Origin of the sequence: Haladaptatus cibarius D43, from assembly GCF_000710615.1 — an archaeon.
GTDB classification, from domain to species: Archaea; Halobacteriota; Halobacteria; order Halobacteriales; family Haladaptataceae; genus Haladaptatus; species Haladaptatus cibarius.
Genome location: NZ_JDTH01000001.1, coordinates 335446 through 354113, shown reverse-complemented (window position 1 = coordinate 354113; position 18668 = coordinate 335446). Strand labels below are relative to the sequence as shown.

The following is an 18668-nucleotide window of genomic DNA, read 5'->3' as shown; positions in this document are numbered from 1 at the left end:
AGCGTGGAGATAGTTCATGGCAGATCCGACGACAGACGACGATGGTTCGTCACGCGCTACGTCGCCATCCGGCCCCAGTGCCAACGTGCCCTCACTCTCGCAGGACGCCCTGTTCGACGCGCTCGCGTCCCGCCGGAGTCGCTACATCCTCCACTACCTTCGCCAAGAGGAGCCGCCCGTGACACTACCCGAGCTTGTGGACACCATCGCGGCGTGGGAGATGGACAAGACCATCGACCTCGTTTCGGACGAACACCGACGAAACGTCTACATGTCGCTTCAACACACGCAACTCCCGAAGCTGGCGATGTCCGGACTCGTCCAGTACGACGACGACCGAGAACTCGTGGACAGCGGCGTCCACTCGGAACAGGCCGACGCCTACCTCGACATCGCGGTTGCGCGGGACGACGCGGTTCCGAAAGAGTAGGGGTTTTCGCAAGAGTGATCCGTAGAGGACTTCTTCGCCGCTATCGAGTGGCGAGTAGTAGCCACTGTTCTCTACCCACGAAGTAAGCCACTCATCGGCAGTTTTCACAGAGAGTTTGCCTTCTCTAATGTCGGTCGTGTAGGATAATGAACGTTGTCTCATCCCTATCTTTGTAGTTAATTTTTCGTCGTCCAGTTCCCCGGAGTAGGAGCGTTTTTTAGCCTCCCCTCCGGAGAGTTGTCCATGCTCGATTACGTGGAACTCGAAGCTGACCTCGGACAGGAAGAGCGAATGGTTCGAGACACCGCCCGCGAGTTCGTGGAAGAACACGTCAAACCCGACATCGGCGACCACTTCGAAGCCGGAACGTTCCCGAAAGAACTCATCCCGGAGATGGGCGAACTCGGATTTTACGCGCCGAACCTCGACGGCTACGGTCTGCCGAACTTGAGCGAGACGGCCTACGGCCTGCTGATGCAGGAACTCGAAGCCGCGGACTCCGGCCTGCGCTCGATGGCCAGCGTGCAGGGCGCGCTCGTGATGTACCCGATTCACGCCTTCGGTTCCGAAGAACAGAAAGACGAGTGGCTTCCCGACCTCGGGGAAGGAAAGGCAGTCGGTTGTTTCGGCCTGACGGAACCTGAACACGGGTCGAACCCGTCCGGCATGGAAACCTACGCGGAAAAGGAGGGCGACGAATACGTTCTCAACGGGTCGAAAACGTGGATTACCAACTCCCCGATTGCGGACGTGGCGGTCGTCTGGGCGCGCGACCGCTCCGCCGATGATTCCCCGGTTCGCGGCTTCCTCGTGGAAACCGAACGCGACGGCGTGACGACCAACAAAATCGACGAAAAGCTCTCGCTCCGCGCGTCCATCACGGGCGAAATCGGCCTGCAAAACGTGACGATTCCGGAGGAGAACGTCCTCCCCGATGTCGAGGGAATGAAAGGCCCACTGTCCTGTCTCACGCAGGCCCGATACGGAATCGCGTGGGGTGCAATCGGCGCGGCCCGCGACTGCTTCGAGACGGCGCGGCAGTACGCGACCGACCGCGAGCAGTTCGGCGGCCCGATTGCGCGCTTCCAACTCCAACAGGACAAACTGGCGGAGATGGCCACTCAGATTACGACCTCGCAACTGCTCGCCCACCGCCTCGCCGACCTGAAAGAGCGTGGCGACCTGCGACCCCAGCACGTTTCGATGGCCAAACGAAACAACGTCAGAATGGCCCGCGACCAAGCCCGCATCGCCCGCGAGATGCTCGGCGGCAACGGCATCACGACGGACTACCCGCCGATGCGCCACATGGCGAACATGGAGACGGTCTACACCTACGAGGGCACCCACGACATTCACACGCTTGTTCTCGGGCAGGATCTCACTGGCATCGCCGCCTTCGAGTGACGCGATAGCGGCACGAGAAATGTGGCGATACAGTGAGCCGACCGGGATTTCGGTGTTCGAGTAGCGCGCTTCACCGGTTCGCTGTAATCTCCTCCTGCGGTTTCAGTTCGTCTCGAAATAGTGGTCTGCGCCGCCCCAGTCGCGGGGACTCACACGGATGCCGTTGCGGTAGTCGAAGCTGTCGTTTCCGCCGGAGACGGTTCCGGTGGCAATGCGACCCGAGATGTCGTCGCCACTGTTGATGCTCGAATTGTTCTGTCCGCTCTTGCCGAGGCCGCCAATGGCGGCGATTTTGTAGTCTCTGTCCGGCCCATCGCCCTCGATAGTGACAGTGTTCTTGTCGAGCGACGGCGTGATGACCTCCTTGTCGTCCACGTAGGTGTGAATCGCGCCCGAATGAGTGAAATCGGTGATACGACCGGTGAAGATGTAGGAATCGGTGCCGCCGGTGACTGCGCCGCTGGCGGTGTTTCCGGACACCGAATCGCTGTCGTTAGCTTTCTGACCCTTCTTGACCGAGCCAGTGACCGAGAACTCGTAGGGAACCCTGACACCGTCGTCGTAGTCTTCGATTTCGAGTTTGTGTCGCCGCGTCACGTCAACCGTCGCAGTACCCTGGTTAAGTCCGATACGCGAAAGTTCGCCCGTGAACTCCCACGTGTCGCTTCCCGACCCGACGAGACCATTCACCGAATCACCGTTCGGAGAGACCTCCACATCGTGGTTGTCGGAGCTACCGGTTGGGTAGAGGTCGCCGGTGACTTCCAGATAGTACCCGTTGTTGTAGCCGTCGTCCACCCCTTCGATGGTGATGGTTTTGTCGGAGCCGTCGAGGTGAACGGTCATGTAGTCGCCGAGGTTCAGGCTCATTCCGGCGATGTCCTGTTCGAACAGGTACGTGTCGCTTCCGGTGCCGGTGGTCGAGCCGTCGCCGCTGTCGCTCCCGACGTCGTCTTCGCCGCCGATTCCGCTTTTGCCTTCGACGGCGTTGGTCGCCCGGAAGTAGTAATCGAACGTGTCCACGTTTCCGCCGGAGAACGTGATGTCGTGTTTCGGCCCGCGCGGGTCGCCGGGTTCGTCGCCGGGATTGCCGGGGTCCGGAACCGGACAGTTGCTGTGGCTAATGTTGTTCGTGGAAACACTGCCGTTGAACCCACCGCCGTTCGGCATCGACTCACAGCAGTCCGAAACCGTGACCGGTGCGTTGTTTCGATTGCTATCGACGGCAGGAACCGACCCCGACCCGGTGAACGAACAACCCGTGACATCTACGTCGTTCGCGCCCGGCGGGTAATATCCGCGGGGGCCATCGCCGAGTCCCTGGACGCTAATGGTCGTCGCCGACGAGGTGTTGTTCTGGAACCGACAGTTACGGATATCCATCCCACCCGCGTTGCCAGCGACGCGAATCATGCCCTGCGACCGCACGTTGCTGTCGAAAATGAAATCGCAGTTCTCGATGTACCCGCCGGATGCTCCTTCGCGGGCGTTCTCCCACCAGAGGCCGCGCACGTTGTGCGGGTCGCCCGTGTCGCTCTCGCGGAAGTACCCCTCGTCACGGTCTACGACGATTGTCGCGTCCTTCATGTACGACCCGGAGCCGCAGATGCGCATGTTCGTGTTCGCGTTGTTCTTGAACAGACCGCCTTCGACGCGGACGGCGCTGGCTTTCGAGGCGTAGGCGGCGTGTTCGCCCTTGTTCTCGATGTGGCAGTCGCGCAGATACACCGTCCCTTTCGAAGAGAGTCCGACGAACACGCAGATGGTGTTGTCCGGGTAGTCGATGACGTCGCATTCACCGGTACTCACGTAGTTCTCGACGACGACCGTCCCGTCGGAGTCGGTCGCTTGTACCGCGAGCAGTTCCCCGAGGTCGTCGTTGGAACCCATCTCGTGTTCGTTCGGCGTGTAGCCGAGCGTGTGAACGTCGTGGATTTCTCCGCCGTCGGAGACGTCCATCGTGACGCCGATGCCGGTGTTCGTATCGGACGTCTGGTCGAATGCGACGTTCTCGATGAGGTAGTTGTATCCGTTCGTGAGTGCGAGAATCTCGCGGGCGTTCCCCTGCGGGATGGTGAACCGAACGTCGGTCGGGTCGTTGCCGAGGCCGCGAATCCCGAAGTTGTGCTGGCCGACGACGGTCTGTCGGCTCTGAATCCGGTATTCACCCGGCGGAAACTCGATGAGCAGGTCGTTGCTGTTCGTCGGGAGTTGGCTGTCGATGGGGTCGTTGCCGTTCGGATCCATCCCGAGGTCGTTCACGGCGTTCTTTACTGTTCCGAATGAGATGCCGTGTCGGGTTGTGGCCGCACTCGCAGTGGTAGACGCAAACGAGAGTCCCGCAGCGGTGGCGGCGGTTGCCCCCGTGAACTTGAGATAGTCGCGTCGGTCAAAGTGTTGGCCCGTATCGCTATGATGTGCGTCGTCGTCTGACATACAGATAGCACATACGAGGACTACAATATAATTTTAATTTAACAAATTATAAATTTAAATTATGTCAAAAGGTATTTTTATATTTTCTGTTTTCGCCTTCGTCCGTCGGTGAGTCGTCTACCAGTCGTGTTTCGACCCAAATCGACAGTCTCGACCACCCGGAACCGGCACGGCGGTAGTCACTGTGTACGTTCGTCGACGAGGAGTCGGAACTGGCTTGGAAGAAACTGAAGAATGCCGCCGACCGCGGCTTTAAGCTGTCCGGGGGAAACCCTAAATTATGGATGGGACAGGAACCGTGGAGGCGATCCACCTCGCCTCCGAGTCGGCAGAGAAGACAGAAGCGGTCGAGTCGGTCGAAGCAGTCGCGGGGGCGGGTCTGCGCGGCGACCGGCATTTTGACCCCGACTCTTCGGGCGACGACATCACGCTCATCGAAGTCGAGGCGGTGGAGGCCGTCGAACAGGAGTCCGGAATCTCGCTCGAACCGGGCGAACATCGCCGGAACGTGACGACGCGAGATACCGCGCTGAACCACCTCGTTGACGAGCGATTTCGAATCGGCGAGGTGGTTTGTGAGGGTGTCGAACTCTGCGAACCCTGTTCGCATCTCGAATCGCTGACCGAGAAAGGAACACTTTCCGCGCTGGTTCACCGCGGCGGCCTTCGCGCGGTCATCGTGAAATCGGGCGAAATCGGCGTCGGGGACAGTGTGGAGTCGCTGTAAAATCGTCGTGGTAGGGGCGACACTCCAGTAGGAAGACCCTACGGGGCAAACTGACGCGGTCTACTGCAAAATTGGTTCTCGAATCGATTGCCCGAACCGTTCGAAGGGATTCCGTACTCGAACGAAAAATCGGTCAACGACAGAGTGTTTATTTTCGTTCTTGTATGTAAATTACCCATGCGCCGTAGAAGATTTCTGACGGCTTCCGGAACTGTGTTCGTCGGAGGAGCTGTGGCGGGATGTACTGGTTCCGAGCCGGAAGACGGCGGGAATGGGAATAGTTCACCAACGAAGGGGAACGGCTCCGGTACACCCACTGGAAAGAGCGGAAATGGCGGTGGCGATGGTAGAGGAGATGGAAATTCGGGCGGCGAAAGCACGGCAGACGGCCAGTTTTCGCTCGTTTCGTCCGACGTGCCGAAGGAAGTCGTGTTGGGTGAACAGTTCACACTCGGGTTCACCATCAAAAATAACGGCGACTCCGCAAGCACGTTCGAATCACCAATTGAAGTAAACGGAAGCGAGGGCGGCTCCCAGCAGTCCGGGACGATACAAACCGAAGAAATCCCGCCGGGAGAGACGACGACGTGGTCTACTGAACTTAGCTATCCATACGAGTCCACAGTGAACTACCTGATAGGTGCTTTCGAGAAATCGATTTCCGTCAAAGTAGTCGGGCCAGATCTGTCCGTCAGCGAAACGTTCGTCAGCCCGAACGAACTAGCGATTACGGTTCGGGATATCGTCCTGACCGACCACTATCGGTATGAGTCTGGTGCCGGACCAATGGAAGACGTTGAAGCGGACGACAACCGCCAGTGGGCCTTCGTCACCGTGAACGCCGAAAACCGCTTCCGGATGCGTCAGTCGCTTCCGAAGGGTGAGACGTTCTCCCTCCTCGTCGGTGGCCGCAAACAGAAGCCGTCTGACATCGCCAAGCAGGAAGGCAAATACGAACTGGAGCGGTTCGGAAGCCGCGACGTTGCGTCCGGCGAAAGCCTCTCCGGATGGTTGGCCTACGAGATTTCAGCAGACCGCTCCGCCAGCGATTTGGCTATCGAGTGGCAATCGGGCGACGGCAGCGGATCGTGGTCGGCGCAGTGGAGTCCGTAGAAATCGGTGAAAATCTCGTTAGACGCTCGTTAGTTCCACGCGGCCCCGTCCGGGTCAACGAGCCGTTCTTCGCGGTTGATGGAGTCGATTTTCTCCACATCTTCGGCGTCGAGGTCAGGAAGCGAATGATTCTGCTGAAGGTGTTTTTCGCCCGTCGATTTCGGAATCGGGACGACGTTTTCTGCCTGCTTGAGCCACGCGAGACTGATTTGGGTCGGCGTCACGCCGTGCTTTTCGGCGATGTCGCGGAGTTCAGGTACGTCGTCGGCTTCGCCCTGCATAATCGGCGAGTAGGCGACCAGCGTGATGTCGTGTTTTTTCGCGTAGTCTCGCAGTTCCTCTTGCTGGAGAAGCGGGTGCATCTCGACCTGATTGGCGAGGACTGGGTTGTCGAGGATTTCGCGCGCCTCGTCCAGCAGTTCGGGCGTGAAGTTGCTGACCGCGATGTTTCGGACTTTGCCCGATTCCGAGATTTTGTCGAACGCGGGTAGGGTGTCTTCTGCGTCGTAGGCCTTCATCGGCCAGTGAACGTAGAGCAAATCGACGTACTCCGTGCCGAGTCTGTCGAGGCTTTCGTCGGTGGTTTCGAGCACGTCGTCGTGCGCGAGGTTGTCCGGCAGGACTTTCGTGGCGAGAAACACGTCCTCGCGGGAGACGTCGGCGCGGGCGATGCCCTCACCGACCGGTTCCTCGTTATCGTACATCTGCGCGGTGTCTACGTGGCGGTAACCCAGTTCGAGCGCGGTCTGTACGGTTTCGGCACACTGTCCCGCGTCTTTGTTGCCGGAGGTTCCCAAGCCGGGTGACGGAATCTCTGTCATGGAGTGAGGAAAGCGCGCGCGGGCGAAAAAGGTCAGTGTCGCGGAAAAGGTGGCGGATTCGTCTGTCAATCGTCCTCGTCAGCAGGCCCCGGCGGCAGTCGCGTCGGCGTTCGTTCCACCTCGTCCTGCCACGGTTCCGTATTGGAACACAGTCGGGCCAGATACTCCTCCGTGACGTACTCCAAATCGAAGACGAGTTGCCGGGCCGTCTCGACCTGCTCTTCGCTCAGTTCGTTGCCCCAGTAGAGGGTGTCCCCAATCGGGTCGAGCGTGATTTCGGCGTCGCGGGCGTACTGCACCAGCACGTGTTGCAGTGTCTCACGAGCAACGCGCTCCCAGCGGTCGTTTTGCTGTTCGGAATCGTCCTTCGAACCATTCCGCGAGTCATTCGAACCGTCCGGCGAGTCGTCGGTCACGCCGACCCACCGCCCGAAATCCGGTGGTTTCCAGTGGAAACGAAGGGGCACGGAGAATGCCATCGAAGGCCACATTCGACAGACCGCGTTCGACCCGAATCAACCTGCCGAAACGGTGCGATTTCGGCCCGATTTTCGAGAGAGGGAGGGGACGTTGTGAACAGTTGTCGAACCCCCTTTGTTCGGGTGGAAAACCACCGAACTGATTCTCCGAGAGTTGCGTTTCGCGTGCAACTCCGCCCTCGTGGAGAAAGGCCACCGTTTCGGGTGGAAATCGGTGAGGTATCGTCTTCGCGCGATTCGTGGGTGCGTGCGGGAGGTTTTTGTCCCACGGTTGGGTAGGTGGTCATGCTTCCGTGGGCTTCCGTGGAAGCGTTCGCGGGGTTGGTGTCTTCAGCATCGCCCCGTTTGATTCATCATCGAACTACTGGCGAATTCTCAGTGGCTTCATGGCAGGGTTTTCGAGGAGATTTACCATATAATTACCGATAGCAATTATTGTCCAAAAATACTTTTAGCAATTTCTAATGATAGTAAGTAATTTTAAGAATCACTGGTAGCAATCGACTCTAAGGTAGTAAATTCGTGAAACTTCAGCGGCCTACTGATTTTCTAATATTGGAGGCTCTTTCCGACGGTCGCCGAAATGTGGCCGCAAACATCTCTGTCGAAATCGGAAAGAAGCGAACGCATCTGAATGTCCGTTTGCCAATTCTCGAAGACTACGGACTGGTTCAAAAAATCGGGCCTGCCGAAAGTTCAGGCTTGTACGAAATCACGGAGACAGGGAAAATCGCCCTGAGACACAGAGAGCAGTACGATTCTGCGGATGTGGATTTTGACGAGTTGGTGGAGCGAGAACTGGAAAACGTCGAATAGTTTATTTTACCACGAAACCGGTTTCTCGCCTCAGAAATCCCCGTCCTTAACGTAGGGTTCGCTCCACAGTGTCACCTGCAACACAACCGCTTTGAACCACGCGCTGTGCATCCTCTCCACGTCGTCTCCGCTGTACTCCCCGTTTTTCAGAAACGGCTTCATCGTCGCCGTTATGGGGTAGATGAACGCCGACATGTAGCGGAAGGGGATGTGTTCGACCGAATCCACGTCGTCGGTTTCGTTCTTTTTCGCGTTCGTGTGCCGCAGGGCGATTTCCTGCTGGTAGTTCAGCCAGTCCTCGTCGTAAGGTGGGCTGCAGGTGTCCCGAATCCACTGGCCGAATCGCTCCCGCACGCGGTCGAGATAGTCCTCGATTGGCTCGCCCTCCGGCGTGCTGAAATACTGAATCAGATGCGGATGGTCGGCGATGAACTCGTACCACGTATCGAGGACGTCGCCGATTTGCCCGTCCAGCACCTCGCCCGCCATCCGGAGATATTCTTCGTCCTCCTCGGTGAACAGGACGGTTTCTTTGAGCCGATTGAAGGCGGGCATGTCGATTGGCGATTCGGGGACGGACTCCTCGCCGAAGGTGTAGCCGGGAATGTCGTCGCTCATGAATGCTCGCACCAAAGGTCAGCATACGTATCAATAATCGTGACGGCCAGAGAATGAGGACGGCAAACCGTCTTCTCAGTCCATCGTCCCGGTCACAGTGTCGCAAGTGAGACAGTACACTTCAACGACGTTCTTCTCGTCCGGGATTCGCATCCAATGCTGTGTCTGTTCGCCACATTCGGGACAGTCACGCAGGAGTTCACCCGATTCGCTCTCTTCGGGTGCGCCAAGAGCCAAGGCCACCACGCGCTCGTCGCCATGGTTGTGTCCGCGCTGGTAATCGCCGGGCGCGAATCGGACGATTTCACCCGCTTCAACGACCACGTCCTCCTCTTTCGTCTCGAACGTCGCAGTTCCGGACTGGACGTAAAACACCTCCTCTTGGTCGAAGTGGGTGTGCAGACCGGGCGAGAAGCTATCACCCGGCGCGAGTTCGTAGTAGTTGATAGCCATATCGCTCGTTCCAAGCGCCTTCCCGACCGGACGGGTGACCGACGCCGCGCTCATGAAGCCGTCCACATCGTCAATCGTGGTTTTCTCCATATCTCCTAATACCTCGGTAGGCGGAAAAATCCATCCGTCAACCAAATCGGTTCGAGTAAACAATCATCTAATCGAACCGTCCGGTTTCCGCTCCACAGTCGAGACAGTAGGTCACGAGTTCCTCGCCTCTGTCGGCCATTTCGAGCGTGTTCGGGGTTTGCTCTCCACACTCCTTGCAATCACGTCGCATTTCGTCCAGTTCGGAATCCTGTGGTGCGCCGAGTGCCAAGGCCACCACACGCTCGTCGCCCTCGTTCACCCCGCACTGGAACTCGCCGGGAGCGAACCGAACGATTTCTCCGTCTTCGACCGCCACGTCGCCGGTTTCCGTTTCGAACGTCACCGAACCCGATTGGATGTAGAATACTTCTTCTTGTCTGACGTGGGCGTGATAGCCGAACGCAAAACTGTCGCCGGGGGCGAGTTCGTAGTAGTTGATGGCCAAATCCGTCGACCCGAGGCCGTCGGAGAGACCTCGACGAACGTCCGCCGCGCTCATTCGGGAATCCACGTCCTCGATGGTGACTTTCTGCATGCGCGTCTCTCCGCAGGCCACGAAATAAAACCACCTGCTGGATTGTGATGGTATTTAAAGCCTCTGTCGGTCGAAAAACGAAAAGACTAGTTTCGGGCGCTCTTTTGCGGTTTTTTAGCCTAACCTAAAAATATGGGAGATGGCAAGGTTTTAAGTAAAGTACTCGGGTTTAAGTATGAGCATATCCTCTACCTGCATAGGTGAGAGACAGATGGCTATCGACCCACAGTTCCACGAAAACCGCGAAAAGGTAGACGACCACGACGGCCACGACGTATGGGGGCCAGTGGACGAACCGGACAAACTCGGCATCCACGGCACCCACGTCGCGGTTGACTTCGACCTCTGCATCGCAGACGGTGCCTGTCTCGAAGACTGTCCCGTGGACGTGTTCGAATGGGTAGACACGCCAGGACACCCAGAAAGCGAGGAGAAAGCAGACCCGGCAAACGAAGCCCAATGTATCGACTGCATGCTTTGCGTGGACGTGTGCCCAGTTGATGCCATCGACGTTGACGCCGGACGAGTCTGAGAGCCGGTAACAACAGTCATTTTTTCAGCTATCCTGTGGATATTTATATCTCCGCTCGTATGTTGTGATATGCACTCACATAGTGCCCTCCAACTCTACACGAGGTGGAAAACGTGAGTCCGGCGACGAAGCGGGAATCGGACGACGTACTCGACCTGCAACTCGATGACGAAGACTCGATTCCTTTCGAGCCCGAAGGTGTCCTCGGAACCGAGCACGACGGAGACGTTCTCACAGTGTACACAGTTTCCGGCGGTGGCGCATCGCTCGTCCTCACAGAGGAGTCGTTCACCCGCGATTCCTGCACGCTCCACGAAAACGATCTGTCTGCAATCCTCCGAACCGGTCTTTCCTATCTCTTCCGCGAGGGCGTCGAAACGGTTCGCGTTCGCTCCGATTCCGATTCGATTGCTCGTGCGCTCGACGGATTCGACGATGCGCCCGCATATCGCTACGAAGACGTGCTGTTCACCGCACGACTCGAAAACTGAACTCGTTCGATTTTCCGGCGGTTATTCCGACTTCTCGGCATCCAAGTCCCGTTGTAGAGACTCCAGTGCGTCGGACTCTGCGAAGCTCTCGAATCGCTCGCGGAAGTGAGTATCGCAGAGGCCGACCTGCACGCCGCCCATTTCCGGTGCGAACGTCGCCGTCCGGTCGCAGTAATGACACTGCATGCGAACAGCTACGTTCGCAACCGAATTGAATCCTGCGTTCAGAGCGTCACTGCACTGCGGAAATGTCGATACTCCTCCTTCGACAATCCCGCCTCCCCGAGCACGTCTTCGTGAACATCGCTCCCGCCGGTTGGAACGAGGTTGTTGTCGGCGATTGCGCGCTCGATTGGTCTGGGGTCTACCTTGCGCCCGTAGGGATAGTATCGCTCCACAGCATCGAGTTCGCTCGTCAACGCGAGCGCGGACGTGGGGTCTGCGTACCGGAATGGATGTGCCAGACCGACCAAGCCACTCGATTCGGAGAGCAGGGAGACGGCGTCCTCGAAACTCGGGACGTCGCGGGCGACATAGCACGGTTCATCCGTGCCGATAACTTCGGCAAAGGCGCTGTTGAAATCGTGTTCCGTGCCGGAACTGGCGTCGATTGCCCGTGCGATGTGCGGCCGACCCAACCCCTCGCGCGATTCCAAATCGAGGTCGATTCCGAGGTGGTCTTCGACGCAGTCGATGATGGCCTGTCCGCGTTCCATCCTGTCCGCTTGCAGACGCTCCAGTTCGGCGACGAGTTCCGGCGTCGGATAGACGCCGTAGCCGAGCAAATCGACGTGCTGGCCGTCGGGCGCTTCGGCCCGCAGTTCGATACCGTGTACGATGGTCACGCCTTCGATGACGGTCACGGGCGTCGGCAGGTCGGGGTGGAGTCGGTCGTGGTCGGTGATTGCGACGACGGACACGTCGGCAGATCGCGCGACTGCGGGAACCTCCGGGAGTTCCATCGACCCGTCCGAGTTGGTCGTGTGAACGTGGAGATCCGCGAAAACACTCATGTGTTCGTTCGGTAACGACGGAGCAAGGAGGTTTCGATGTTCACAGTCGATAGACCATAATACCGATTAAACACCTTATAATCATAATGATTGTATGGCAACAACCTTTATAATGAACTTTGGTGTAGGATGCTCCACGATGACGCTAAAACAGGCAAACCAGTTGCTCGATTCGTACCAGTATCCGGCCAGTGCGGAGCAACTCATCGCCGCCCACGGTGACTACGTTATCGACCTCCCGAACGGCACCGAAACGCTCGAAGAAGTGCTGCGCCGCGCCGGAGACGAGACGTATGACTCCTCGCACCAAGCCCGCGACGCGATGTACGGTGCCGTCAGCAGCAAAGCAATCGGGCGCAGACATTACAGCGACCGCGACCCGACGACGATGGGGACGAACGGGCCAGAACAGATTTCGTTCTGACGACATCACCGCAACACGGCATGCTATTTTCGAGATGTCGCTCACCGACGAGGAGACACAGATACTGAAAGAAATACGAAAAATTATAGTTCGGTAACCGATAGCTACAGCAAATGGTTTCCGGCGGGACAGACCTCGCTCTCACTGGTGGACTGCTACTACTGATGACTTTGCTGAGCCATCGGTTACTGACACGCCTCGTCCTTCATCGAAGCTGGCCGAATCCGCACATTCGCATTCTTGCCGTCACAGTTGGAAGCGTCCTTTCGGGAATACTCCTCGCTCTCGGTATCCTGAGTGGAATTCAGTAGTCGCTCCGTTCGTCCACCTTACCCCGTTTGCCACTGAACCGCCCCGTCGAGATGCAACGGCGGTGACCCCTTCCGATAGCCTTCGACGTGGCCGTCCGGCCGGGCGCGGAAAACGACGGCAGGGCGATGCCGAACGTCGGGTTGTTCGCCGATGACGGCAGACCACTCGTCGTCCCGAAAGCCGGAGCAGTCCACGAACAGCACCGCGCCGCCGCCGTGTTCGTTCAACTGGCCGTTGGATTTCGTCTCCGCCGTCTCCCGGAGGGCCGCGACCGGCGTACTCGCCGCCCGCTGGGTTGGTGGCTGTGGCCGCGTGACTTCCACGAGCGGCGACTGTCCGTGTTCGTGACCGGTTTTGTCGTGTTTCGGTTCGGCGCGGAAGTCGAGGGAGTGGCCCGTCGTCACCTCGATTTCGGGGACGACATCGTAGCCCGCGTCGGTCAGCAGTTTTGCGACGGTGAACTCGCTCATCGTAGAACTCATCCGGTTTTTATCGAAGTACTGGCTGGTGCCGAGTTTCGACGCCATCGTGTATCGGTAGTCGTCCAAGGCACCAGTTTGGAGAAATCGTTCGTAAAACGAGAGCGCCTCGTCCCGCGTCGCATCCGGAAATCCGGCGGCGTACTTGCGGAAGAAGGCCCGTGACGTTTCACGTCCGTCTTTGGAAAAGAACACGGGGAGGAAAAACCACGAGATGTAGTCGTATTTCGCCAACCACGGCGATTCGACGGCGAGGTCTGCGAGCAGTTCGCGCTGTCCCCAGCGGGCGATTCGATACGGAATCTCGTCGAAGGTGTATTTCGACGTGCGCCAGAGTGCTGGCGGCGTTTCCGTGTTGCCAAGCCAGTACGCGGTGTCGTCGTTCCACACGAATAATGCCATATCGCCGTTGTCCATCTCGAATCGACGGGCCTCGAAGCCGTTCGGTGTAGAGTAATGCGGCGTCAGCGAGCGTGCGCCGAGATTCGAATCGAGGTGAGAATACAACTCCTCGTTGATGCGGTCGTCGTCCCACCGCTCCTGAGAGCGGCGAAAGCGGAGCGGGCTTGCCACGCGAAATCATAGTAACCGGGAGTGCTTACGTGTTGTGCACCTCGATACGCCTTACCGCCCTTCTGCTACACGACGCACCACAATCGATGCCACGCGCCTCAACGGTACATTTTGCCGTCTCCTCTCCGTCTGACGATTTTCCAGCTTGGGTAAACGATGTGATTATCCGTTACATTAATAACGAGCTAACGCTTATCATGAGTGTGGTTGTCATGTCAATGGGTGCCTATGACGAAGAAGAACACGAGCGCCGTGAACGTAAAAACAGTACCGTGGACACGGATTTCGACGACGTACGCTCCGACTATCACGGCACTGTTGAGTACGACTCCGGCGACTCGGCGGAGGATTTGCTGAAGCAGTTCGAGAAGATAAAATCGCAGTAGTGTGGCCCTTTTCGGCAATATTCACCAACCGGGAGTGGGCGGTGCGCCGCGTTCATCCTCGACTCGCGTGGCTATCGACGGGTCTGGTTCCTCGTTTTCCGCCATCGCTTCCCAGTCGGTAATCGAACGTCCAACCCACGAATCCGCATCGCTACCCTCGTCCAACACGGTTTCGTACGTTTCGCGGTTCGTTTCGGTCGTTCCGGGGCGTCCCGCGACGGCGGCGGCGACGAATCGAGCGCCGTCGTCGTCGGTCAGTTCGCCCGCGACCAGACGAGAGATGACACCCTCCAACGTCGCTGGGTCGGGATAGACGAAGAGTTTCTGACCGATTGCCTGCGGCCCGAGCAGGAGTCCGGAAAGCCCCCCCGGCGGTTCCTCGTCCAGCAGTCGCTCGCCGCCGAACGCGTTCTCAACTCGCTCGCATTCAGTCTGTTGACCGAGTTTCAGGTTATGGCCGGGATACTCTCCACACTCTTGCGGATACACGTCCTCGTCGTGAATCCGACATTGGAGCGTTTTCGGGTCGAGAAAGGCGCACGTCGGAAGCCACATGGGTTCGGTTTCGAACGGGGCGACCGGTTTCGGCGGTTTGCGAATTCCCACGAAAAAGACGGGTTTGCCGTCGATTGCGGCGAGTTCGACGCCGTCGATTTCGACGCTCGATTGTGCTTTCTTGCCCGACTCGTCCGCCCACAGTCGCGGCGTCAGAGCATCTGCGAGTCCCGCGTCGAGGAAGGAAGTCACGTCTTCGCGCGTGAGTGGAACGAGATTGTAACTCCCGTCGAGCGGTTTCCGCGGCCCGCGGCGCTCGTGGTCGGAGGCGGCGGGTGCGATGGCGCGCCAGTCGATACAGCATCCGGCACAGCCTTCGCAGTTCACTTCCATACCAACTCTTCACGATGTTTGTAAGCATAAATCGTGGGGCAAAATTACGGTTCGTCCGCGCCAAGGAGTACTATGGGCGAAAGAACCGACGACGACCGCGACGAAGTAGACGCAAGCGACGACGCAGACGAAAAAGACGACGTGCGCGTTTGGCTAGTCGAGCGAACGTACTCGGACGACGAACAGAATCTCATCATCCTCGTGTATGCGACGCTCGACGGAGAACGCTATTTCAGAAAAGAGCGCGCGCTTCCAAGTTTCACTGGCTCTGCCCGGCAGACCTTCGCCGGACTCGACGTTTCGCCCGACCAGTTAGGAACGGTTGCGGACGACGAAACGCGCGATCGGTACGCAACGGAAGCACGGCGAATTGCAAGCGAACACGACCAGTCCGATTCTATATGATTATTTGTCTCTTATTTTGAAATTTTATACACAGTGGTGTATAGTAATATGTATGCTGATGGTTAAAATGCTACAAGAAAATGTAATAATTTATGTGTCGGCGGAATCCGTGTTCTGGTGATGCGACGACGAACATTCCTGTCCGCACTCGCAACGGCCACAGCATCAGCACCAATCACGGCTCATCTCAGCTCCGAGGTTCGGGCCGCCTCAGGCCAGATTTCGCCACTCGAATTCCACTCTTCGTCGAGCTTTCTCAACACCAGCGGCGGCGAACTGACCGACAGTTCAGTCATCGCCGTCTGGGCGGAAGACACCGCTACCAACAACGACGGCGACGGAAACGGCGACGCTACCATCTACAGTAGCGGGACGCCGATTCCGGTCGTCACGTCCGAGTCGAACGTCGTCGCCTTCGGTTCGCCCCTTGTTGAGGACAGTACCAACTGGCAGAATGGCAACGAGGAGTTCGTCCTGAACACGTGGGACGACGAACTCGGCGGTTCCGGCACCGTCCTCTGGGACAATGGCCACGGCCAGTACTACTCCCTCGGGAAGTTCTCGAACTTCGAGAGCTACGCGGAAGAGAACGGCTACACGGTTACCGGAACGAGCAATCTCACGGGGAACCTTGGTTCCGCCGATGCAGTCGTCATCACGTCGCCGACGCAGTCGTTCACCAACAGCGAACTAAGCGACCTCAGCAGTTTCGTCGCCTCCGGTGGAACCGTCTTCCTCCACGGCCAGTCCGACTACAGCGACTACGACGAGACGGCCAAGATGAACGACATTGCGAGCTATCTCGGCCTTTCGTTCCGGTTCAACGACGACGAAGTCCTCGACACGACGAACAACGGCGGCGCGGATTTCGCACCGCTCACCGACGAGTTCAACACGTCGTTCGACTACTTCGCCGACCGAACCGGACTCGGTCTTGAGAAGGACAAAACGTACACCGTCGATGTTACCGAGGTCACCGACGGCGACACCGCCACGGTGGAGTTCTCGGACGGTTCGACCGAAAGCATCCGCATCCTCGGTATCGATACGCCCGAGAAACCCGCGAGCAGTTCCGCCGAGCGCGTACAGGAGTGGGAAGGAATCGAGTCGCTCGACTACCTCGGAACGTGGGGCGAGAACGCGACGACCTACGCACAGGGCGAACTCAGTGGCAAGACGGTCGAGTTGTCCTTCGATTCGGAAGAGCCAGTCCGTGACGCCTTCGGGCGCGTCCTCGGCTACATTCACTACGACGCGGACGGCAGTGGCACCCGCGACGACTTCTACAACCGCAACGCAGTCCGCGACGGCTTTGCCCGCGTCTATGGCTCCGGATTCGGCTACCACGACAGTTTCTGGAGCGCGGAGGACACCGCACGCTCGAACGGCACCAACGTCTGGGGCGAGAGCGACCCCGAGAACACGACCGAAATCCGCAACCGCGCGGTTGACGACCTGTTCTTCCCGACGACGGCAAGCGTCGTGACTTCGACGGGCGCAGTCGCGGACTCCCGCGTTCCGGTGTACGCCGAAAGCACGGCAACCCAGAACGGCGGCTACTCCTACAACGGCGACATCCCGCTCGCGGCGGTTGACGAGTCCGCGAACGTCGCCATGCTCGGAAGCCCGCTCATCGACGAGACCTACGAGAGCGGCGAAGGCTTCGCGGTCGATACCGCCGGCTACGAGAACTTCGTCTTCCTGACGAACCTCATCGACTACCTCACCGACGCGACTGGCGACGTGCTCATCGACGGTGGCCACGGGCAGTTCGCCGCGGGCTACGCCCTGTCGAACGACGACGCCGCCTACTACCAGCGATTCCTCGAAGGCGTCGGCATCTCCTTCGAGCAGTCGAACAGCCTCGACACGTTCGACCTCTCGCGCTGGCGAGCAGTCGTCGTGACGACGCCAACCGATTCGTTCACGCAGGCCGAAATCGATGCCCTCTGCTCGTTCGCGGCGGACGGCGGCGCGGTCGTCCTCGTCGGTGCTGGCACGGCCCCATCCGGTGCCCGCACGAACCTGAACGACCTCGCGTCCGGACTCGGTTCCGACCTGCGACTCAACGGCGACCAAGTGACGGACAGTTCGAACAACGTCAACAGCGATTCTGCGATTCCGACGACCACGGTCTTCGACACCTCGTTCCCGCTCTTCGAAGCTTACGACGGTTCCCTCGGTGGGGGCGACGGTGGCGACGACGGCGACGGCGGCAGTGGCGAACTCATCGTTGCCGAAATTCACGAGGACGCGGCGGGCCACGACGGAAGCAACCTCAACGACGAGTACGTCGTCTTCGAGAACACCGGCAGCGGCGACCTCGACTTGACGGGGTGGTACGTACAGGACGAAGTCGAGAAGACGTACACCTTCCCGAGCGGTTTCACCCTCGGTGCAGGCGAGCAGGTGACGCTCCACACCGGAACCGGAACGGACACCCAGACCGACCTCTACTGGGGTCGCACCGGCAACGCAGTCTGGAACAACGGCGGCGACACCGTGTTCGTCTACGACGACAGCGACTCGCAGTATCTCAGCGAATCGTACTGAAACGAATAGCTGGGCGATTTGCTGGTTTCGTTTTTTGTTTCGGTTGGTACGCAGTTCATACCGGTGTCGATTGTGACGGAGGAGCGAACGAGAGTACGGAAGAGCGTGTCTCTTCCGGCGCGACCGAACGACACGTCAGCGTTTGCTCTGACGGTGGACGACCGAACGAGCGGTAGCGAGTGAGGGAGTCGGTTGGGGAGGGTGTGGCCTGCGGTTGCGGTCTCGTTGGAGCCGCGACTTGCCAACGACACTGAATCAACGTCGAGAGTATGGAATTGTAATGCCGTCGTTGCGGTGCGGAGGCGGTATTCGTTGTCGTGAGTACCTAGCACCACCTTAAAAACCAATTTGAGTATCTGAAAATAGTTTACTTCTCTTTTTCGTCGCCGAATGGTCTTTCCGAGAGAACCACCTACCAAGTCCTATGGCCACCGAGAAATGCGACGGCTGTGGGGCGGATGTTCCCATCGCGGGCGGCATCGCCAACCTCTGGAACACGTCCCCGCAGTCGTCCGGCGGGATGACGTTGGAGTTCGAAGACGGGAGCGAACATTTCCTCTGTTATGCCTGTATCGAGCAGTTGCCGGACTATCCCGAATCGGACGATGTCGCGGCAATCAGCACCGAGGAGTAAAGTCAAACTGACCGTTTCTTCGTCGCAATATTGACACGCGTTCGCGCTGTTAC

At 58.6% G+C, this 18668-nt stretch carries 22 protein-coding genes and 1 pseudogene; 13 read left to right on the top strand and 10 right to left on the bottom strand.

The features are described 5' to 3' along the window. The first annotated feature begins 16 nt into the window (after positions 1 to 16). On the top strand, positions 17 to 430 hold the full coding sequence (locus HL45_RS01835) for a DUF7344 domain-containing protein (RefSeq protein WP_049969406.1): 414 nt from the start codon (positions 17 to 19) through the stop codon (positions 428 to 430). Positions 431 to 673: 243 nt separating this feature from the next. Further along, positions 674 to 1837 carry an acyl-CoA dehydrogenase family protein gene (locus tag HL45_RS01830; protein ID WP_049969405.1) on the top strand — a complete coding sequence of 388 codons (1164 nt, stop codon included), beginning with the start codon at positions 674 to 676 and terminating at the stop codon, positions 1835 to 1837. A gap of 102 nt (positions 1838 to 1939) precedes the next feature. Here the strand turns inward: HL45_RS01830 and HL45_RS01825 are convergent, their stop codons facing one another. Beyond that, positions 1940 to 4273: a hypothetical protein gene (locus HL45_RS01825; RefSeq protein WP_049969404.1), complete on the bottom strand. Its 2334-nt coding sequence runs from the start codon at positions 4271 to 4273 to the stop codon at positions 1940 to 1942. A 280-nt stretch (positions 4274 to 4553) separates the two neighbouring features. Here HL45_RS01825 and HL45_RS01820 point away from each other — a divergent pair, with 280 nt between their 5' ends. Then, entirely contained in the window at positions 4554 to 5000 is a 447-nt protein-coding gene (locus HL45_RS01820) for an MOSC domain-containing protein (protein ID WP_049969403.1), read from the top strand. A gap of 231 nt (positions 5001 to 5231) precedes the next feature. Beyond that, positions 5232 to 6113, top strand: coding sequence for a cupredoxin domain-containing protein (locus HL45_RS01815; RefSeq protein WP_233274659.1), 882 nt, complete (start codon positions 5232 to 5234; stop codon positions 6111 to 6113). A 29-nt stretch (positions 6114 to 6142) separates the two neighbouring features. Here the strand turns inward: HL45_RS01815 and HL45_RS01810 are convergent, their stop codons facing one another. Both HL45_RS01810 and HL45_RS01805 read right to left on the bottom strand, forming a co-directional pair. After that, complete coding sequence (locus HL45_RS01810) at positions 6143 to 6934, bottom strand: aldo/keto reductase (RefSeq protein WP_049969401.1); 792 nt, start codon at positions 6932 to 6934, stop codon at positions 6143 to 6145. A 65-nt stretch (positions 6935 to 6999) separates the two neighbouring features. Continuing rightward, positions 7000 to 7413, bottom strand: coding sequence for a hypothetical protein (locus HL45_RS01805; protein ID WP_144239981.1), 414 nt, complete (start codon positions 7411 to 7413; stop codon positions 7000 to 7002). A 522-nt stretch (positions 7414 to 7935) separates the two neighbouring features. Here HL45_RS01805 and HL45_RS01795 point away from each other — a divergent pair. Continuing rightward, positions 7936 to 8205 (top strand): annotated as a pseudogene (locus HL45_RS01795) (ArsR family transcriptional regulator); the annotation flags it as partial. A 54-nt stretch (positions 8206 to 8259) separates the two neighbouring features. Here the strand turns inward: HL45_RS01795 and HL45_RS01790 are convergent. From HL45_RS01790 to HL45_RS01780, 3 genes are all read right to left on the bottom strand, one after another. Next, positions 8260 to 8847 (bottom strand): protoglobin domain-containing protein, encoded by a 588-nt coding sequence (locus HL45_RS01790; RefSeq protein WP_049969397.1) that lies wholly within the window; start codon positions 8845 to 8847, stop codon positions 8260 to 8262. 75 nt (positions 8848 to 8922) lie between these two features. Further along, positions 8923 to 9390, bottom strand: a complete 468-nt coding sequence (locus tag HL45_RS01785) for a cupin domain-containing protein (RefSeq protein ID WP_049969396.1) — start codon at positions 9388 to 9390, stop codon at positions 8923 to 8925. A gap of 67 nt (positions 9391 to 9457) precedes the next feature. Then, on the bottom strand, positions 9458 to 9925 hold the full coding sequence (locus tag HL45_RS01780) for a cupin domain-containing protein (RefSeq protein ID WP_049969395.1): 468 nt from the start codon (positions 9923 to 9925) through the stop codon (positions 9458 to 9460). A 211-nt stretch (positions 9926 to 10136) separates the two neighbouring features. On the opposite strand from HL45_RS01780, the gene HL45_RS01775 reads away from it, so the two are divergent. Then, positions 10137 to 10457, top strand: a complete 321-nt coding sequence (locus HL45_RS01775) for a 4Fe-4S dicluster domain-containing protein (protein WP_049969394.1) — start codon at positions 10137 to 10139, stop codon at positions 10455 to 10457. A 113-nt stretch (positions 10458 to 10570) separates the two neighbouring features. Next, positions 10571 to 10948: a hypothetical protein gene (locus HL45_RS01770; RefSeq protein WP_049970050.1), complete on the top strand. Its 378-nt coding sequence runs from the start codon at positions 10571 to 10573 to the stop codon at positions 10946 to 10948. A 21-nt stretch (positions 10949 to 10969) separates the two neighbouring features. Here HL45_RS01770 and HL45_RS21055 read toward each other — a convergent pair whose 3' ends face one another. Continuing rightward, positions 10970 to 11134, bottom strand: coding sequence for a DUF6757 family protein (locus HL45_RS21055; RefSeq protein WP_162833835.1), 165 nt, complete (start codon positions 11132 to 11134; stop codon positions 10970 to 10972). A 38-nt stretch (positions 11135 to 11172) separates the two neighbouring features. Beyond that, positions 11173 to 11961 carry a PHP domain-containing protein gene (locus HL45_RS01765; protein ID WP_049969393.1) on the bottom strand — a complete coding sequence of 263 codons (789 nt, stop codon included), beginning with the start codon at positions 11959 to 11961 and terminating at the stop codon, positions 11173 to 11175. A gap of 139 nt (positions 11962 to 12100) precedes the next feature. Between HL45_RS01765 and HL45_RS01760 the strand changes: the two genes are divergently transcribed. Both HL45_RS01760 and HL45_RS20225 read left to right on the top strand, forming a co-directional pair. Next, complete coding sequence (locus HL45_RS01760) at positions 12101 to 12385, top strand: DUF5789 family protein (RefSeq protein WP_049969392.1); 285 nt, start codon at positions 12101 to 12103, stop codon at positions 12383 to 12385. A gap of 113 nt (positions 12386 to 12498) precedes the next feature. Next, complete coding sequence (locus HL45_RS20225) at positions 12499 to 12696, top strand: hypothetical protein (RefSeq protein ID WP_144239980.1); 198 nt, start codon at positions 12499 to 12501, stop codon at positions 12694 to 12696. Positions 12697 to 12714: 18 nt separating this feature from the next. Here the strand turns inward: HL45_RS20225 and HL45_RS01755 are convergent, their stop codons facing one another. After that, positions 12715 to 13749, bottom strand: coding sequence for a DUF5784 family protein (locus HL45_RS01755; protein ID WP_049969391.1), 1035 nt, complete (start codon positions 13747 to 13749; stop codon positions 12715 to 12717). A 212-nt stretch (positions 13750 to 13961) separates the two neighbouring features. Here HL45_RS01755 and HL45_RS01750 point away from each other — a divergent pair, with 212 nt between their 5' ends. Beyond that, positions 13962 to 14135, top strand: a complete 174-nt coding sequence (locus tag HL45_RS01750) for a DUF5786 family protein (protein WP_227776974.1) — start codon at positions 13962 to 13964, stop codon at positions 14133 to 14135. Between the two features lie 21 nt (positions 14136 to 14156). Here HL45_RS01750 and HL45_RS01745 read toward each other — a convergent pair whose 3' ends face one another. Beyond that, positions 14157 to 15023, bottom strand: coding sequence for a YkgJ family cysteine cluster protein (locus tag HL45_RS01745; RefSeq protein WP_049969389.1), 867 nt, complete (start codon positions 15021 to 15023; stop codon positions 14157 to 14159). Positions 15024 to 15095: 72 nt separating this feature from the next. Here HL45_RS01745 and HL45_RS01740 point away from each other — a divergent pair, with 72 nt between their 5' ends. The 3 genes from HL45_RS01740 (at position 15096) to HL45_RS01725 (ending at position 18615) form a co-directional block, all read left to right on the top strand. Beyond that, the gene (locus tag HL45_RS01740; protein WP_084156771.1) at positions 15096 to 15428 is read left to right on the top strand and encodes a hypothetical protein; all 333 of its coding nucleotides are present in this window, start codon (positions 15096 to 15098) and stop codon (positions 15426 to 15428) included. 120 nt (positions 15429 to 15548) lie between these two features. Further along, positions 15549 to 17981: a lamin tail domain-containing protein gene (locus tag HL45_RS01735; RefSeq protein ID WP_049969388.1), complete on the top strand. Its 2433-nt coding sequence runs from the start codon at positions 15549 to 15551 to the stop codon at positions 17979 to 17981. A gap of 424 nt (positions 17982 to 18405) precedes the next feature. Further along, positions 18406 to 18615, top strand: coding sequence for a DUF7561 family protein (locus tag HL45_RS01725; RefSeq protein WP_049969386.1), 210 nt, complete (start codon positions 18406 to 18408; stop codon positions 18613 to 18615). Positions 18616 to 18668 lie beyond the last annotated feature (53 nt).

Excerpts from the sequence above, each read along its gene's own strand:
- HL45_RS01835 (WP_049969406.1), top strand. The coding sequence starts at position 17 with ATGGCAGATCCGACGACAGACGACGATGGTTCGTCACGCGCTACGTCG.
- HL45_RS01830 (WP_049969405.1), top strand. The coding sequence starts at position 674 with ATGCTCGATTACGTGGAACTCGAAGCTGACCTCGGACAGGAAGAGCGA.
- HL45_RS01825 (WP_049969404.1), bottom strand. The coding sequence starts at position 4,273 with ATGTCAGACGACGACGCACATCATAGCGATACGGGCCAACACTTTGAC.
- HL45_RS01820 (WP_049969403.1), top strand. The coding sequence starts at position 4,554 with ATGGATGGGACAGGAACCGTGGAGGCGATCCACCTCGCCTCCGAGTCG.
- HL45_RS01810 (WP_049969401.1), bottom strand. The coding sequence starts at position 6,934 with ATGACAGAGATTCCGTCACCCGGCTTGGGAACCTCCGGCAACAAAGAC.
- HL45_RS01805 (WP_144239981.1), bottom strand. The coding sequence starts at position 7,413 with ATGGCATTCTCCGTGCCCCTTCGTTTCCACTGGAAACCACCGGATTTC.
- HL45_RS01790 (WP_049969397.1), bottom strand. The coding sequence starts at position 8,847 with ATGAGCGACGACATTCCCGGCTACACCTTCGGCGAGGAGTCCGTCCCC.
- HL45_RS01785 (WP_049969396.1), bottom strand. The coding sequence starts at position 9,390 with ATGGAGAAAACCACGATTGACGATGTGGACGGCTTCATGAGCGCGGCG.
- HL45_RS01780 (WP_049969395.1), bottom strand. The coding sequence starts at position 9,925 with ATGCAGAAAGTCACCATCGAGGACGTGGATTCCCGAATGAGCGCGGCG.
- HL45_RS01775 (WP_049969394.1), top strand. The coding sequence starts at position 10,137 with ATGGCTATCGACCCACAGTTCCACGAAAACCGCGAAAAGGTAGACGAC.
- HL45_RS21055 (WP_162833835.1), bottom strand. The coding sequence starts at position 11,134 with ATGCAGTGTCATTACTGCGACCGGACGGCGACGTTCGCACCGGAAATG.
- HL45_RS01765 (WP_049969393.1), bottom strand. The coding sequence starts at position 11,961 with ATGAGTGTTTTCGCGGATCTCCACGTTCACACGACCAACTCGGACGGG.
- HL45_RS01760 (WP_049969392.1), top strand. The coding sequence starts at position 12,101 with ATGACGCTAAAACAGGCAAACCAGTTGCTCGATTCGTACCAGTATCCG.
- HL45_RS20225 (WP_144239980.1), top strand. The coding sequence starts at position 12,499 with ATGGTTTCCGGCGGGACAGACCTCGCTCTCACTGGTGGACTGCTACTA.
- HL45_RS01750 (WP_227776974.1), top strand. The coding sequence starts at position 13,962 with ATGTCAATGGGTGCCTATGACGAAGAAGAACACGAGCGCCGTGAACGT.
- HL45_RS01745 (WP_049969389.1), bottom strand. The coding sequence starts at position 15,023 with ATGGAAGTGAACTGCGAAGGCTGTGCCGGATGCTGTATCGACTGGCGC.
- HL45_RS01740 (WP_084156771.1), top strand. The coding sequence starts at position 15,096 with ATGGGCGAAAGAACCGACGACGACCGCGACGAAGTAGACGCAAGCGAC.
- HL45_RS01735 (WP_049969388.1), top strand. The coding sequence starts at position 15,549 with ATGCGACGACGAACATTCCTGTCCGCACTCGCAACGGCCACAGCATCA.
- HL45_RS01725 (WP_049969386.1), top strand. The coding sequence starts at position 18,406 with ATGGCCACCGAGAAATGCGACGGCTGTGGGGCGGATGTTCCCATCGCG.